The organism is Pseudomonas sp. FYR_5 (genome assembly GCF_043106315.1).
In the GTDB taxonomy this organism is placed as follows: Bacteria; Pseudomonadota; Gammaproteobacteria; order Pseudomonadales; family Pseudomonadaceae; genus Aquipseudomonas; species Aquipseudomonas putida_Y.
The window spans coordinates 15,314-28,805 of record NZ_JBICMK010000020.1; the positions used below are offsets into that span (position 1 = coordinate 15,314).

Genomic DNA, 13,492 nt, shown 5'->3' on the forward strand with positions numbered 1-13,492 from the left:
GTAACTGCCATGCCCATTCCTCCAGTGGTCGTCATAACCGGCGTGTCATCAGGCATCGGTCGCACGGCGGCCGAACAGCTCGCCCGACGCGGCTGCCGCGTGTTCGGCAGCGTGCGCAACCCGACCAAATCGCAGGCCATCCCGGGTGTCGAGCTGATCCACCTGGATGTCCGTGATGAAACCTCGATACGCCAGGGTATCGAACATGTGATCGCGGAAGCCGGACGCATCGACGCACTGATCAACAATGCAGGCACCACACTGATCGGTGCGACAGAAGAAACCGCCATCGACGAGGCCCAGGCGCTGTTCGATACCAACGTCTTCGGCGTCCTGCGCATCACCCAGGTGGTACTGCCGCAGATGCGCCAGCAAGGCAGCGGGCGCATCGTCAACGTTAGTTCGGTGCTCGGTTTCCTGCCAGCGCCCTACATGGGTCTGTACTCGGCCTCCAAACATGCCGTGGGGGGGGGGCGAAACCCTGGATCACGAGGTGCGGCGCTTCGGCATTCGCGTCGCGTTGGTCGAGCCTTCGTTCACCAAGACCAGCCTCGACCTCAACGCGCCACGGGCCGCCCTGCGCATCCCTGCCTACGACAGCGAGCGGGCAACCGTCTCCCAGGCCATCCAAATGAATGTGCAGAAGGCGCCTTTACCCGATGCGGTCGCCGCGACAATCGTCGAGGCCGCCCTGAGCACGTGGAAAATGCGCCATACCCCTAAAGGCGAGGCCACTTTGCTCAGACGCCTGCGCCGCTTTATGCCGGCGGGCCCAGTCGACTCGGGCCTGCGCAAGACTTTCGGCCTCGGCTGATTTCCCCCTTCACGTACGAGACAACACCATGCACAGAGAACACTGCACACGAATCGTCGTTACCGGCCTGGGCATCGTCAGCCCTCTGGGTTGTGGCAGCGAGACAGTATGGACGCGCCTGCTGGCTGGCCACTCGGGCATCCGTACGTTGCCAGTTGAGCTGAGCGAAGGCACCGGCAGCGCGGTTGGCGGGCAGGTGCCCGGCATTGCCGACGATCCCCTGGCCGGCTTCGATCCCGAGCGGTACATTCCCGCCAAGGAACGCAAGAAGATGGATCGCTTCATCGAGTTCGCCCTGGTCGCTGCCGAGGAAGCCCTGGCACAGGCCGGCTGGCGGCCGACGGACGATGCGCAGCGCCAGCGCACTGCGACCATCATTGCGTCAGGAGTCGGCGGCTTCGGCGCCATTGCAGAGGCCGTGCGGATCACCGATCAACGCGGCCCACGGCGCCTGTCCCCTTTCACCGCACCGTCGTTCCTGGCCAACATGGCGGCCGGCCAGGTCTCCATCCGACATGGATTCAAAGGGCCGCTCGGAGCGCCGGTGACCGCTTGCGCCGCCGGCGCGCAGGCCATCGGCGACGCAGCCCGGCTGATTCGTAACGGTGAGGCCGATATTGCCTTGTGCGGCGGCACCGAAGCTGCCATTGATCGCGTCACGCTCGGCAGCTTCGCCGCCGCGCGCGCGCTATCCAGTGGCTACAATGATCGCCCTCACGAAGCATCGCGCCCATTCGATTGCGACCGCGACGGTTTCGTCATGGCCGAAGGCGCAGGGATGCTGGTGATCGAGTCGCTGGAACATGCCCTGGCACGGGGCGCGCAACCGCTGGCCGAGCTGGTCGGCTACGGCACCAGTGCCGACGCCTACCACCTTACCGCCGGACCTGAAGATGGAGACGGTGCCCGCCGCGCCATGCAACTGGCGTTGCGCCAGGCCGGCATCGCTCCCAGTGACGTGCAACATATCAACGCCCACGCCACCTCAACGCCAGTGGGCGACCGTGGCGAGCTGGCGGCCATCCGCTCCGTGTTCGGCGGTGGATCGGGCGTAGCGATCACCTCGACCAAATCCAGCACCGGGCATCTGCTTGGCGCTGCCGGTGGCGTCGAAGCCATCTTCACCGCACTGGCCCTGCGTGATCAGGTCGTCCCGCCGACGCTCAACCTCACCGCTCCCGATGAGACCGCCGCAGGCCTCGACCTGGTCGCCCTGAATGCCCGGCAAATGCCCCTGCATTACGCGCTGTCGAATGGCTTCGGATTTGGCGGCGTCAATGCCAGCCTGTTGTTCAGGTGCTGGAAGGCCTGATATGAACCAGCCAACCGCCAAGGACTTGCGCCGGGACAGGTGTCGGCAAGCGATGCTGCTCGCCGCAAGCGAGGTTTTCATGGTGTTCGGCTTCGACCATGCCAGCATGCAGGCCACGGCCGATTCGGCTGGCATGACCAAGGCAACTCTCTATGCCCATTTTGGCGACAAGGCACAGCTCTACAGCGCAGCGATCGAATACTGGTTGGAGCAATTGCCGGAGCCGAGACTGCCAATCCAGGCGCGAGGAGGACTGCGCGCCTACCTGGAAAAAGCCGCACATGAGCTACTGCTACAGCACCAAAACACGGCCTATCACGCGCTCACTCAAATGGTGCTGCGTTCGAACCGGGTTGCACATAAGCGCTGGCGGCAGCGCTTTCTGCCATATCAGCGCTACCTGACAAAGGCCCTGTCCCGCTGGGCTCGCTGCCCAGAGCCCGAACAAGCAGCTAAACAGTTCCTTCTGCCGGCGGTTGGCAGCCTAGACTGCAACAGCCCCCTGGTAGTTAGCAAAGAGCGGCTAGATGCGGCTGTCGAATGTTCGCTCAAGCCTACACAAAGGCCATTTAGACGTGCCTAAAGCACGGTCGCTATTAGTGCTCAGAGCGAAGACGAACTTTATTTTGTCGCTCTACTTGCGGTATTAGCTCATTTTGACATTGGTTGGAGCGTCCGCTCATGGCCGATTGCTGCTGCTCGCAACAGGCGCTTAGTCTACCAGGCTATGGGCGCTGATCGAGCATGAGGAGGTCGCTTGAGCCGCCTTGTGCAAACAACGGCTAATGGGGCGGAAGCACATGGCAGCCAGTGACGGCTATCGACCCAAGCCAGCTCCAGCATGTCCACTAGGTCGCCGTCACCGACATCTCCCCGCCTGAGCGCGGCATAAGCCATGGCGCTGAGCACTGCCGTGCGCCCATCTGGATCCGTCACCAAAGCGACCTCGTCATTTAGTTCAGCAAGCCACGGTGCTGGAACGCTCAACATTTCACCGTCCACAGCTGATCGATCCGCGTCGTAAAGGAATGGCTGATCATCTCCCTCCTCATGCCCCAGCCCGGATTCGCCAGCACGCTGACGGCCCGCATTGTCCCCCTGCCCCAGCGCTCATTCATGTCATCCATCACCTGCATCAGTCGGTCACATACCACCGGCTGCTTGAGCGCGAACAAATCCTCTGTGAATTCGCCTGGCTGCCGCAGATCCATTAACAGCACCTCAGCCTTGCTGTATCGAAACCCATGCCTGAAGATCCGGCCAACCGCGTCGGTAGCCAACCTGGTCATCAGCAGCGTGCGCAGGTTGGGTACGGCAGCGCTACCAACGCCCCTTGGGCGTGATGGGCCTAGTCGGGGTTGAACATACCGGTGTGGATGCTGACGCGCATGCGCTTGCAAACCGATCCCCGGGCACGGAGCTTTTCTGCTGCGTGACCAACGTAGGTGGCCACTGCCTGCTTGATCGGTGCCAACTCGGTCAGGCGCTTGCCGAACATCCGGATGCAGCAGATTTCCTGCTTCGGGGGCTCGGCCTCGTCCAGCTCCAGGCAAGGCGTTCAAGCCAGTTCGCGGGCAGTCTTCTCTATCACCACACTAAACTGCCGTCGCAGAGCCCTGGCATCAGCCTTGGCCAGATCCATCGCCGTGTGAATGCCCATCGCTTCAAGGTGGGCAGTCATCCGCCGGGCAACGCCCCACACCGCTTTCACTTCGGTGTTGCGCAGCACCCAATCCCGCTTGAACGGATCGGTGATATCGACCACGCCGCCGGTCTGGGCCTGCAGGCGCTTGGCCGTGTGATTGGCCAGCTTGGCCAAGTTTTTTGTCCCGGCGATCCCGCCCCCCACAGGTATGCCGGTGCACTGGAAGATCCTGGACCTCAGCTTTCGCCCGAATTGGGTCAGGTTTTCCTGAATACCGGACAGATAAGCGAAGCACTCACCGATGCTGTAGATCTCGGTGGCAGGCACCATCGACTCGATCTGCGACATGACACGCTCAAGGCCCTCGGCGTGAAACAGAAGAAGCTCCAAAAGAAGCTGAGGATCATGCTTGAGGTGGATGGGGTTGAAAGCGGCCTTGGCGCCTTGATCCGAAAGATACTGGCGCGCAACGCGCAGCACGGATCGCCTTACCTGCTGCTGACCGAGAAGGCAAAACGTGTTACGGCAGCCATGCTACGCCATCGTTGGGACGACGCCCGGGAGGAAGCAGTGAAGGAAACCGTAGCCGCCGGAGACCAAGTGCTGGCTGGTCGTATCAGCCAATTCCAGTTCCGCGACATCCGACCAAGCGCTGCGTCCGAAATCGTCGATGTCGACCACGCCAGCGTACTTCTAGGCCACACCAAGGGCGACATAACCGAGCGGGTTTATCGCCGAGTCGGTGCCTTGGCAAAGCCTACCAGGTAAGGAAGTATCGGAAGCGCTTCCGAAATAAACCATCCCCAAGGGTGCTCCCATGGGTAGATTTTCTATGCCCCAGAAACGCAAAAAGCCCTGAATAATCAGGGCTTTGAATATGGCGGAAGCGTAGAGATTCGAACTCTAGGATAGTTGCCCATCGACGGTTTTCAAGACCGTTGCCTTAAACCACTCGGCCACGCTTCCAGCTCGTTTTGCGGCCGCCATAATACCTTAATGAAACACGCTGTCAAACTCTCTGTGTCGCGGGTTGCAGGAGCTCTGATAGACTCCTAGCATCTGAACGTCCGAAACCACAGGTTTACCAAGGAGTGTCGCCATGCGCGAACAGGATTACGCCGTCCACCACGGCCAGCAGGTCGAGCAGCAGGAGATCAGCAAGGTCCTGCGCAACACATACAGCCTGCTGGCGCTTACCCTCGCCTTCAGCGGTGTCATGGCTTTCGTTGCCCAGCAGATGCGCGTCGGCTACCCGAACGTGTTCGTGGTGCTGATCGGCTTCTACGGGCTGTTCTTCCTTACCAACAAGCTGCGTGATTCGGCCTGGGGCCTGGTGTCCACCTTCGCACTCACCGGTTTCATGGGCTTCATCCTTGGCCCGATCCTCAACCGTTACCTCGGCATGGCCGGTGGCGCCGAGGTGGTCAGCTCCGCCTTTGCCATGACCGCGCTGGTATTTGGTGGTCTGTCGGCCTATGTGTTGATCACCCGCAAGGACATGAGCTTCCTGAGCGGCTTCATCACTGCTGGCTTCTTCGTCCTGCTGGGTGCTGTCGTTGCCAGCTTCTTCTTCCAGATCAGCGGCCTGCAACTGGCAATCAGCGCCGGCTTCGTGCTGTTCTCGTCGGTCTGCATCCTGTTCCAGACCAGCGCGATCATTCATGGTGGCGAGCGCAACTACATCATGGCGACCATCAGCCTGTATGTGTCGATCTACAACCTGTTTGTCAGCCTGCTGCAGTTGTTCGGCCTCATGGGTCGTGATGACTGATAGATTGCCGTGCCGCAAGAAGCCCGCTTCGGCGGGCTTTTTTGTAGGCGCTGGAAATGGGTTGGGCTGCGGGACGTTCATCGGAACAGGTTCAGCGCCTGATAGATCGAGCGCCGCCCACGCGGCGCATCGCGAGCAAGCCCGCTCCACATCAGTTTCAAGCGAGATATGCCTGTAACTGCACCTGCCCCCCTCAGCCAATCGCAATAACTGACCAAAAAGTCAGATAAGCAGGCAAATGGTCGTCGATCATGCCGACATCCTGCTTTTCTCTACCGCTATCCATCATCACCCCGTAGAATGCGCTCCTTTTTTCTTCCGGGGCAGCTTTCAGCAATGAGCTCACACGAACACAGCCCAGGCGCAGCGGCGCCTGCCAATGAACTGGTGCTTGGTCTGGAGGACAAGCCACGGCTGTTGATCGGCCTGCTGGCAGCCCTGCAGCACTTGCTGGCGATCATCGTGCCGATCGTCACCCCTGGCCTGCTGATCTGCCAGGCGTTGGGTGTATCTGCACGTGATACCAATTTGATCGTTTCAATGTCGCTGGTGATCTCGGGTATCGCCACCTTCGTCCAGTGCAAGCGCTTCGGGCCATTTGGCGCGGGGCTGCTGATCGTTCAGGGCACCAGCTTCAACTTCGTCGGCCCGCTGATTGCCGGTGGTGCGCTGATGGTCAAGCAAGGCACGCCGGTAGAGGGCGTAATGGCAGCCATTTTTGGCGTAGTAATCGCAGGCTCGTTCGTCGAGATGGGCGTGTCGCGCATCCTGCCCTTCGTCAAACGCCTGATCACCCCGCTAGTGACTGGCATCGTGGTGTTGATGATCGGCCTGACGCTGATCAAGGTCGGCCTGATCAGCATGGGCGGTGGTTTTGGGGCCATGGCCAATGGCACCTTTGCCAATGGCGAAAACCTGCTGATGTCCGGCGTGGTACTGGCGATCATCGTCGTTCTCAACCGTATCCCGGTGGTGTGGATGCGCAGCTGCGCCATCGTCATCGCCCTCGCGGTCGGCTATGCGCTGGCCGGATTCCTGGGCCGTCTGGACTTTACCGGCATGCACGAGGCCGCGCTGTTCCAGGTGCCGACACCACTGCACTTTGGCTTGGGCTTCTCGTGGGCGCTGTTCATTCCAATGCTGGTGATTTACCTGGTCACTTCGCTGGAAGCCATCGGTGACGTTACCGCCACCAGCAAGGTGTCGCGCCAGCCGGTCGAAGGGCCGGTGTGGATGCAGCGGATCAAGGGGGGCGTGCTGGTCAACGGCGCCAACTCACTGCTGGCCGGTCTGTTCAACACCTTCCCTAGCTCGATCTTTGCCCAGAACAACGGGGTGATTCAGCTGACCGGTATCGCCAGCCGCCATATCGGTATGTGGATTGCCGTGATGCTGGTGTTGCTGGGGCTGTTCCCGAGTGTTGCCGGGGTGATTCAGGCTGTGCCGGAGCCAGTGCTGGGCGGCGCGGCGATGGTCATGTTTGGCGCGGTTGCGGCGTCGGGGATCAATATTCTGGCCAGCACTCGGCTGGACCGTCGTGCCCTGCTGATCATCGCCGTGTCGTTGGCACTGGGCCTGGGTGTGGCACAGGTGCCGGAATTCCTGGCGCACATGCCAGCGGCGATTCGCAATGTGCTGGAGTCGGGTGTGGCTACCGGGGGGATTTGTGCGCTGGTGCTGAACTGGTTCTTGCCGGAGGGCAAGGAGCAGGCTTGAACCTTGAGACTGAATGAGTAGCCCGCGCCCGCTTGCACAAGCGAGCGCGGGCTTTTTTGCTTTATCATGGCACCATTCCTTTGCATGAGTTAGCCATGAAATTCGCTATCGCGGTGTTCTCCCCGGCCCACGTGCCCTCTTCGCGGCGCGCCCTGCGTTTCGCCGAGGCAGTGCTGGCCGGCGGGCATGAGATTGCCCGGCTGTTCTTCTATCAGGACGGGGTACACAGTGCCTCGGCCAACGTGGTCGCTCCCCAGGACGAACTGGACGTGGCTGGCCAGTGGCGCACATTCATACAGACCCATCAGTTGGACGCCGTGGTGTGTATCGCCGCCGCCCTGCGCCGTGGCGTGCTCGACGAAGCCGAGGCCAACCGCTACCAGCGCCCGGCCGTGAACCTGCCCAAGCCCTGGGAACTGTCGGGGCTGGGCCAACTGCACGAGGCCGCGCAAGTGGCCGATCGCCTTGTCTGCTTCGGAGGCGACTGATATGGCCAAGTCCTTGTTGATCATCAGCCGTCAGGCACCGTGGAATGGCCCCTCTGCCCGCGAGGCGCTGGACATCGCCCTGGCCGGCGGCGCGTTCGACCTGCCGTTGGGCATGCTGTTCCTCGACGATGGTGTGTTCCAGCTCGCGCCGGACCAGCAACCCGCCGCCGTGCAACAGAAGAACCTGGCTGCCAACCTGCAGGCGCTGCCGATGTTCGGTGTCGAAGAGCTGTTCGCCTGCAACCACAGCCTGGCCCGTCGTGGCCTGGCAGCCCATACCCTGGCGCTGCCGGTGCAAGTGCTCGATGACGCAGCGCTGGCCGCGCTGATAGCCCGTTTCGACCAGGTGATAACGCTCTGATGAAGACCCTGCATGTAATTGCCCATTCCCCGTTTGGTGACGAGCGCCTGGCCAGTTGCCTGCGCCTGCTCGGTGCCGGAGATGCCCTGCTGCTGTGCGGCGATGCCGTGTATGCCCTGCGCAGCGGCAGCGAGCCGCACGGCCATTTGCAAGCCGCCGGCCTGGCCCAGCGCCTGTTCGCCCTGGACGAGGATGTACAGGCCCGCGCGGTCGGCAACGACCTGGCAAAGGCCGTGGACTACGCCGGGTTCGTCGAACTGTCGCTGCAATACGACAAGGTCAACAGCTGGCTATGAATACGCTCACCGTTGGCGATCAGGTGATCGCCCTGGACAAGGATGGCTTCCTGGTCGACCTGCAAGATTGGTCCCACGACGCCGCCGAGGCGCTGGCCAAGCGCGAAGGTATCCCGTTGACGGCAGACCACTGGGAAATCCTCGAACTGCTCCGTCAGTTCTACCAGGAATACCAGCTGTCTCCGGCCACGCGCCCGCTGATCAAGTACACGGCCCTCAAGCTGGGCCCTGAAAAGGGCAACAGCCCGCACCTGAACCGCCTGTTCAACGGCACCCCCGCCAAACTTGCCGCCAAGCTGGCGGGCCTGCCCAAGCCGACCAACTGCATATGACCGAACCTCGTCCGCTCACTCTGGAAACCCCCGCCGAACACCCGTTCGCCGAATTCGTGCGCATTCTCGGCAAAGGCAAGCGCGGCGCGCGTGGGCTGACCCGCGAAGAGGCCCGCGCAGCCATGACCCTGCTGCTGGAAGGCAAGGTCGAAGACACCCAGCTCGGTGCCTTCCTCATGCTGCTGCGGCACAAGGAAGAAAGCGCCGAAGAGCTGGCAGGCTTCACCGAGGCCCTGCGCGCCCACCTGCAGGCGCCGCGCATCACCGTTGACCTGGACTGGCCCACTTACGCCGGCAAGAAGCGTCACCTGCCCTGGTACCTGCTGGCGGCCAAGTGCCTGGCCAACAATGGCGTGCGCATCTTGATGCACGGCGGCGGCGCACACACTGCCGGGCGTATGTACACAGAGCAACTGCTCGGCCTGCTGCAGATTCCGCTGTGCCGCGACTGGGCCGCCGTCGGCAAGGCGCTGGACCAGCACCAGCTGGCATTCTTCCCGCTGCACGACTGGGCGCCGCAGCTGCAACGCATGATCGACCTGCGCAACACCCTGGGCCTGCGCTCGCCCATCCATTCGCTGGCTCGGGTGCTCAACCCGCTGGGCGCTCGCTGTGGACTGCAGAGCATCTTTCACCCTGGTTACCAGGCAGTGCACCGCGAGGCCAGCCGCCTGCTGGGCGACCATGCCGTGGTGATCAAGGGGGATGGCGGCGAAATCGAGGTCAACCCCGATGTCATCAGCCATCTCTACGGCACCACGGCAGGTGAAGCGTGGGATGAAGAATGGCCAGCGCTGAGCGAACGCCGCCATGTCAAGCCGCCCAGCTTGCAGGCCCAGCACTTGCTGGCGTTCTGGCGTGGCGAAGTAGAAGACAGTTATGGCGAAAAGGCCCTGATCGCGACCATGGCCCTGGCCCTGCGTGGTCTGGGACAGCACCGTGAGCAGGCGTTCGTAACAGCGCAAGGCTACTGGGACACTCGAGATAGATCGATTTAGCCGATAATAGAACCCCGATCTTTGCGCTATTTCTTCGAACGATTTTCCCTAGACTGGGCTCCAACGACAAACAACTTGTTTCAGGAGCTCACCATGGGCCTATTGATCGATGGCCGCTGGCACGACCAGTGGTATGAAAACGGCAAAGACGGCACGTTCAAGCGAGAGAACGCCCAGCGCCGCAATCAGCTGCCCGCCCCCGAGGCAGGCCGCTACCACCTGTACGTGTCGCTGGCCTGCCCATGGGCCCACCGCACCCTGATCGTTCGTGCGCTGAAAGGCCTGGAGCCATTGATCGACGTGTCGGTGGTCAGTTGGCTGATGCAGGACCATGGCTGGACCTTCGACCAACAGCAAGGCTCCAGCGGGGACCACCTCGACGCCCTGCAGTACCTGCACCAACGCTATACGCAGGATGACCCGCACTATACGGGGCGCGTGACGGTACCAGTGCTGTGGGACAAGAAAGAGAAGTGCATCGTCAACAATGAGTCTGCAGAAATCATCCGCATATTCAACAGCGCGTTCAACGAGCTGACTGGCAATACCCTGGACCTTTACCCCGCATCGCTGCGCCCGACTATCGAAGCACTGAACGAGCGTATCTACCCAGCGGTGAACAACGGTGTGTACCGCGCAGGCTTTGCCACCACGCAAGACGCCTACGAGGCTGCCTTTGACGATGTGTTCAACGAACTGGATTACCTGGAAGCCTTGCTAGGCCGCAATCGCTACCTGGCGGGTGAGTACCTGACCGAGGCTGATGTACGCCTGTTCACTACACTGGTGCGCTTCGACGCGGTGTACCACGGGCACTTCAAGTGCAACCTGCGCCGCCTGAGCGACTACCACAACCTGTCGAACTGGCTGCGTGAGCTGTACCAATGGCCAGGGGTGGCAGGTACGGTGAACATGGAGCATATCCAGAAGCACTATTACATGAGCCACAAGACCATCAACCCGAACGGGATTGTACCCAAAGGGCCTTTGCAGGACTTTGGCTTGCCGCATGATCGAGAACGGTTGGTGGGCAAAGGGATCTGGCAGGCTTGAGGAAGCCGGGGCTGCTTTGCAGCCCCAACGATTTCAGCTGTTCTGTGAACCTTCGAACCAGGCCAGCTTGTCACGCAACTGCACCACCTCCCCCACAATCACCAGGGTCGGCGCATGCACCTCATGCTGGGCCACCAGGTCTGGCAGGTCCGCCAAGGTACCGGTGAATACTCGCTGATTACGCGTGGTCCCCTGCTGCACCAACGCCGCCGGGGTACTCGCGGCACGCCCATGGCGAATCAGCTCGGCACAGATGGTCGGCAAGCCCACCAACCCCATGTAGAACACCAAGGTCTGCGCCGGCGCCACCAGGTCATTCCACGGCAGGTTGCTGGTGCCATCCTTGAGGTGCCCGGTGACGAAGCGTACCGATTGGGCGTAATCACGGTGAGTCAGCGGAATGCCGCCATACGCGGAGCAGCCGCTGGCCGCAGTAATACCCGGCACCACCTGGAACGGAATGCCATGCTCGGCCAACTCTTCGATCTCTTCGCCGCCCCGGCCGAAGATGAACGGGTCGCCACCCTTCAGGCGCAGCACCCGCTTGCCCTGCCGGGCCAGGTCGACCAACAGGCGGTTGATCTGGTCCTGCGGCACAGAATGGTCAGCGCGGCGCTTGCCTACATAGATGCGCTCGGCATCACGACGACACATATCGATGATGGCGGGCGCAACCAGGCGGTCGTACAGCACCACGTCGGCCTGCTGCATCAGGCGCAAGGCACGGAAGGTCAGCAAGTCCGGATCACCCGGGCCTGCACCAACCAAATACACCTCACCACCCTGCTGCACCGGTGCGCCGTCTACCATCGCCTGCAACAGACGTTCGGCTTCAGCACCCTGCCCGGCCAGCTGACGCTCGGCGATCGGCCCCTGGAATACGGTCTCCCAGAAGCCTCGACGCTGGTTGACGTCCGGGTACAGGGATTTGACCTTGTGCCGGAAGCGTGCCGCCAGCCCGGCCAACTCACCATAGGCCGAAGGGATCCACGCCTCGAGCTTGGCTCGAATCAGGCGCGCCAGTACCGGGGCATCACCGCCGCTGGAAACAGCAATTACCAGCGGCGAACGATCCACGATCGCCGGGAAGATCACCGTACACAAGGCCGGCGCATCCACCACATTGACCGGCAGGCTAAGGGCCTGCGCATCGGCCGACACCTGAGCATTCAGCCCAGGGTCGTCAGTCGCCGCGATCACCAGCCGGCAACCGACCAGGTCAGCAGCCCGATAGCCACGCATCAGCACCTCACCGCCACCTTCCCGGGCCAACGCGGCCAACTGGCCGTCGACGTCCGGCGCCACCACGCGCAGCACGCCGCCGGCATCGGCCAGCAGGCGCGCCTTGCGCAAGGCGATCTCACCGCCACCGACGACCAGCACACGGCCGCCCTGTAGCTTGTGGAACAGCGGCAGGTAATCCATTTAGCGGATGACCTCGACGCCGCCCATGTACGGTTTCAGCACTTCCGGCACCAGGATCGAACCGTCGGCCTGCTGGTAGTTTTCCAGCACCGCAACCAGGGTACGGCCTACGGCCAGACCGGAGCCGTTGAGCGTGTGTACAAGCTCTGGTTTGCCGGTTTCCGGGTTGCGCCAGCGAGCCTGCATGCGGCGCGCCTGGAAGTCACCGCAGTTGGAGCACGAGCTGATCTCGCGGTACTTGTCCTGGCTTGGCACCCACACTTCCAGGTCGTAGGTTTTCACCGCACCAAAGCCCATGTCGCCAGTGCACAGGGCCAGCACGCGATATGGCAGCTCAAGCAACTGCAGCACACGCTCGGCGTTGGCAGTCAGGCCTTCCAGGGCTTCCATCGACTTGGCCGGCTCTACCACCTGCACCATCTCGACTTTGTCGAACTGGTGCTGGCGGATCATGCCGCGGGTGTCACGGCCGGACGCGCCGGCTTCGCTGCGGAAGCATGGGGTGTGGGCAACCAGTTTCAGCGGCAACTGCTTGGCGTCGAGGATTTCACCCGCCACCAGGTTGGTCAGCGACACTTCGGCGGTCGGGATCAGGTAGAAGTCTGCCTCACCTTCACGGGTGATCTTGAACAGGTCTTCCTCGAATTTCGGCAACTGGCCAGTGCCCTGCAGCGCCGGGGCCTGCACCATGTACGGGGTGTAGTGTTCCTCGTAGCCATGTTCGCCGGTGTGCAGGTTGATCATGAACTGCGCCAGGGCGCGATGCAGACGGGCAACCGGACCACGCAGCACAGCAAAACGGGCGCCGGACAGCTTGGCAGCCGCTTCGAAGTCCAGGCCACCGCTGATTTCACCAAGGGCCACATGGTCCTTGATTTCGAAGTCGAACGCCTTCGGCGTGCCCCAACGGCGCACTTCGACGTTGTCGTCCTCGCTGACACCGACCGGTACGCTGGCGTCCGGCAGGTTGGGAATGGTCAACAGGATGCCATCCAGCTCGGCCTGAATGGCGTCCAGCTCGGCCTTGCCGGCAGTCAGTTCGTTGGCCATGCGCTCGACGTCAGCCATCAGCGGGGCGATGTCTTCGCCCTTGGCCTTGGCCTGGCCGATGGACTTGGAACGGGCGTTACGCTCAGCCTGCAGTTGTTCGGTGCGGGTCTGCACCGCCTTGCGGCGCTCTTCCAGTGATTCGATGCGCGCGACATCCAGGCTGAAGCCACGGGAGGCCAGGCGGTCCGCCACTTCCTGAAGTTGGCCGCGTAACAGTTTGGAATCGAGCAT

The 13,492-nt window shown here is 62.1% G+C and carries 15 protein-coding genes, 1 tRNA gene and 2 pseudogenes; 13 read left to right on the top strand and 5 right to left on the bottom strand.

The window, feature by feature from the left end; translation table 11 throughout:
* Positions 1 to 9: 9 nt before the first annotated feature.
* The 4 genes and pseudogenes from ACF8RA_RS02000 to ACF8RA_RS02015 all read left to right on the top strand — a co-directional run.
* Positions 10 to 408 (top strand): annotated as a pseudogene (locus ACF8RA_RS02000) (SDR family NAD(P)-dependent oxidoreductase); the annotation flags it as partial.
* Positions 409 to 457: 49 nt separating this feature from the next.
* A complete protein-coding gene (locus tag ACF8RA_RS02005; protein WP_392488522.1) occupies positions 458 to 814 on the top strand; it encodes a hypothetical protein in 357 nt (118 codons plus the stop codon).
* A gap of 28 nt (positions 815 to 842) precedes the next feature.
* Entirely contained in the window at positions 843 to 2,126 is a 1,284-nt protein-coding gene (fabF, locus tag ACF8RA_RS02010) for a beta-ketoacyl-ACP synthase II (protein ID WP_176682293.1), read from the top strand.
* A gap of 1 nt (position 2,127) precedes the next feature.
* A complete protein-coding gene (locus tag ACF8RA_RS02015) occupies positions 2,128 to 2,709 on the top strand; it encodes a TetR/AcrR family transcriptional regulator (protein WP_176682292.1) in 582 nt (193 codons plus the stop codon).
* A 400-nt stretch (positions 2,710 to 3,109) separates the two neighbouring features.
* Here the strand turns inward: ACF8RA_RS02015 and ACF8RA_RS02020 are convergent.
* Positions 3,110 to 4,161: pseudogene (locus tag ACF8RA_RS02020) on the bottom strand (DUF4113 domain-containing protein).
* On the opposite strand from ACF8RA_RS02020, the gene ACF8RA_RS02025 reads away from it, so the two are divergent.
* A complete protein-coding gene (locus ACF8RA_RS02025; protein ID WP_176682291.1) occupies positions 4,141 to 4,539 on the top strand; it encodes a hypothetical protein in 399 nt (132 codons plus the stop codon). The pseudogene ACF8RA_RS02020 and the gene ACF8RA_RS02025 overlap by 21 nt on opposite strands.
* A gap of 110 nt (positions 4,540 to 4,649) precedes the next feature.
* Here the strand turns inward: ACF8RA_RS02025 and ACF8RA_RS02030 are convergent.
* A tRNA-Ser gene (locus ACF8RA_RS02030) sits at positions 4,650 to 4,737 on the bottom strand.
* A 133-nt stretch (positions 4,738 to 4,870) separates the two neighbouring features.
* On the opposite strand from ACF8RA_RS02030, the gene ACF8RA_RS02035 reads away from it, so the two are divergent.
* Positions 4,871 to 5,542 (top strand): Bax inhibitor-1/YccA family protein, encoded by a 672-nt coding sequence (locus ACF8RA_RS02035; RefSeq protein ID WP_176682290.1) that lies wholly within the window; start codon positions 4,871 to 4,873, stop codon positions 5,540 to 5,542.
* Between the two features lie 193 nt (positions 5,543 to 5,735).
* Here the strand turns inward: ACF8RA_RS02035 and ACF8RA_RS02040 are convergent, their stop codons facing one another.
* Positions 5,736 to 5,888: a hypothetical protein gene (locus ACF8RA_RS02040; RefSeq protein WP_176682289.1), complete on the bottom strand. Its 153-nt coding sequence runs from the start codon at positions 5,886 to 5,888 to the stop codon at positions 5,736 to 5,738.
* Between ACF8RA_RS02040 and ACF8RA_RS02045 the strand changes: the two genes are divergently transcribed.
* The 7 genes from ACF8RA_RS02045 to ACF8RA_RS02075 all read left to right on the top strand — a co-directional run bounded on the left by ACF8RA_RS02045 (position 5,879) and on the right by ACF8RA_RS02075 (position 10,786).
* On the top strand, positions 5,879 to 7,258 hold the full coding sequence (locus tag ACF8RA_RS02045; RefSeq protein WP_003251186.1) for a nucleobase:cation symporter-2 family protein: 1,380 nt from the start codon (positions 5,879 to 5,881) through the stop codon (positions 7,256 to 7,258). The two genes, ACF8RA_RS02040 and ACF8RA_RS02045, sit on opposite strands and share 10 nt — an antisense overlap.
* Positions 7,259 to 7,353: 95 nt before the next feature.
* On the top strand, positions 7,354 to 7,746 hold the full coding sequence (tusD, locus tag ACF8RA_RS02050; protein WP_176682288.1) for a sulfurtransferase complex subunit TusD: 393 nt from the start codon (positions 7,354 to 7,356) through the stop codon (positions 7,744 to 7,746).
* Between the two features lies 1 nt (position 7,747).
* Complete coding sequence (tusC, locus tag ACF8RA_RS02055; RefSeq protein ID WP_176682287.1) at positions 7,748 to 8,107, top strand: sulfurtransferase complex subunit TusC; 360 nt, start codon at positions 7,748 to 7,750, stop codon at positions 8,105 to 8,107.
* Positions 8,107 to 8,403, top strand: a complete 297-nt coding sequence (gene tusB, locus ACF8RA_RS02060; protein WP_392488503.1) for a sulfurtransferase complex subunit TusB — start codon at positions 8,107 to 8,109, stop codon at positions 8,401 to 8,403. Before tusC ends, tusB begins: the two co-directional genes overlap by 1 nt.
* A complete protein-coding gene (locus tag ACF8RA_RS02065; protein WP_010954804.1) occupies positions 8,400 to 8,735 on the top strand; it encodes a TusE/DsrC/DsvC family sulfur relay protein in 336 nt (111 codons plus the stop codon). Before tusB ends, ACF8RA_RS02065 begins: the two co-directional genes overlap by 4 nt.
* Positions 8,732 to 9,733, top strand: a complete 1,002-nt coding sequence (locus ACF8RA_RS02070) for a glycosyl transferase family protein (RefSeq protein WP_392488504.1) — start codon at positions 8,732 to 8,734, stop codon at positions 9,731 to 9,733. Before ACF8RA_RS02065 ends, ACF8RA_RS02070 begins: the two co-directional genes overlap by 4 nt.
* 93 nt (positions 9,734 to 9,826) lie before the next feature.
* On the top strand, positions 9,827 to 10,786 hold the full coding sequence (locus ACF8RA_RS02075) for a glutathione S-transferase family protein (protein WP_392488505.1): 960 nt from the start codon (positions 9,827 to 9,829) through the stop codon (positions 10,784 to 10,786).
* A gap of 33 nt (positions 10,787 to 10,819) precedes the next feature.
* On the opposite strand, the gene cysG is transcribed toward ACF8RA_RS02075, so the two are convergent.
* Together cysG and serS are read right to left on the bottom strand one after the other, a co-directional pair.
* Positions 10,820 to 12,211, bottom strand: coding sequence for a siroheme synthase CysG (gene cysG, locus ACF8RA_RS02080; protein WP_176682283.1), 1,392 nt, complete (start codon positions 12,209 to 12,211; stop codon positions 10,820 to 10,822).
* Positions 12,212 to 13,492 carry a serine--tRNA ligase gene (gene serS / locus ACF8RA_RS02085; RefSeq protein WP_392518732.1) on the bottom strand — a complete coding sequence of 427 codons (1,281 nt, stop codon included), beginning with the start codon at positions 13,490 to 13,492 and terminating at the stop codon, positions 12,212 to 12,214.

What these genes read in the sequence shown, in the direction of transcription:
- ACF8RA_RS02005 (WP_392488522.1), top strand. Translation starts at nt 458, where the DNA reads ATGCCGTGGGGGGGGGGCGAAACCCTGGATCACGAGGTGCGGCGCTTC.
- fabF (WP_176682293.1), top strand. Translation starts at nt 843, where the DNA reads ATGCACAGAGAACACTGCACACGAATCGTCGTTACCGGCCTGGGCATC.
- ACF8RA_RS02015 (WP_176682292.1), top strand. Translation starts at nt 2,128, where the DNA reads ATGAACCAGCCAACCGCCAAGGACTTGCGCCGGGACAGGTGTCGGCAA.
- ACF8RA_RS02035 (WP_176682290.1), top strand. Translation starts at nt 4,871, where the DNA reads ATGCGCGAACAGGATTACGCCGTCCACCACGGCCAGCAGGTCGAGCAG.
- ACF8RA_RS02045 (WP_003251186.1), top strand. Translation starts at nt 5,879, where the DNA reads ATGAGCTCACACGAACACAGCCCAGGCGCAGCGGCGCCTGCCAATGAA.
- tusD (WP_176682288.1), top strand. Translation starts at nt 7,354, where the DNA reads ATGAAATTCGCTATCGCGGTGTTCTCCCCGGCCCACGTGCCCTCTTCG.
- tusC (WP_176682287.1), top strand. Translation starts at nt 7,748, where the DNA reads ATGGCCAAGTCCTTGTTGATCATCAGCCGTCAGGCACCGTGGAATGGC.
- tusB (WP_392488503.1), top strand. Translation starts at nt 8,107, where the DNA reads ATGAAGACCCTGCATGTAATTGCCCATTCCCCGTTTGGTGACGAGCGC.
- ACF8RA_RS02065 (WP_010954804.1), top strand. Translation starts at nt 8,400, where the DNA reads ATGAATACGCTCACCGTTGGCGATCAGGTGATCGCCCTGGACAAGGAT.
- ACF8RA_RS02070 (WP_392488504.1), top strand. Translation starts at nt 8,732, where the DNA reads ATGACCGAACCTCGTCCGCTCACTCTGGAAACCCCCGCCGAACACCCG.
- ACF8RA_RS02075 (WP_392488505.1), top strand. Translation starts at nt 9,827, where the DNA reads ATGGGCCTATTGATCGATGGCCGCTGGCACGACCAGTGGTATGAAAAC.
- cysG (WP_176682283.1), bottom strand. Translation starts at nt 12,211, where the DNA reads ATGGATTACCTGCCGCTGTTCCACAAGCTACAGGGCGGCCGTGTGCTG.
- serS (WP_392518732.1), bottom strand. Translation starts at nt 13,492, where the DNA reads ATGCTCGATTCCAAACTGTTACGCGGCCAACTTCAGGAAGTGGCGGAC.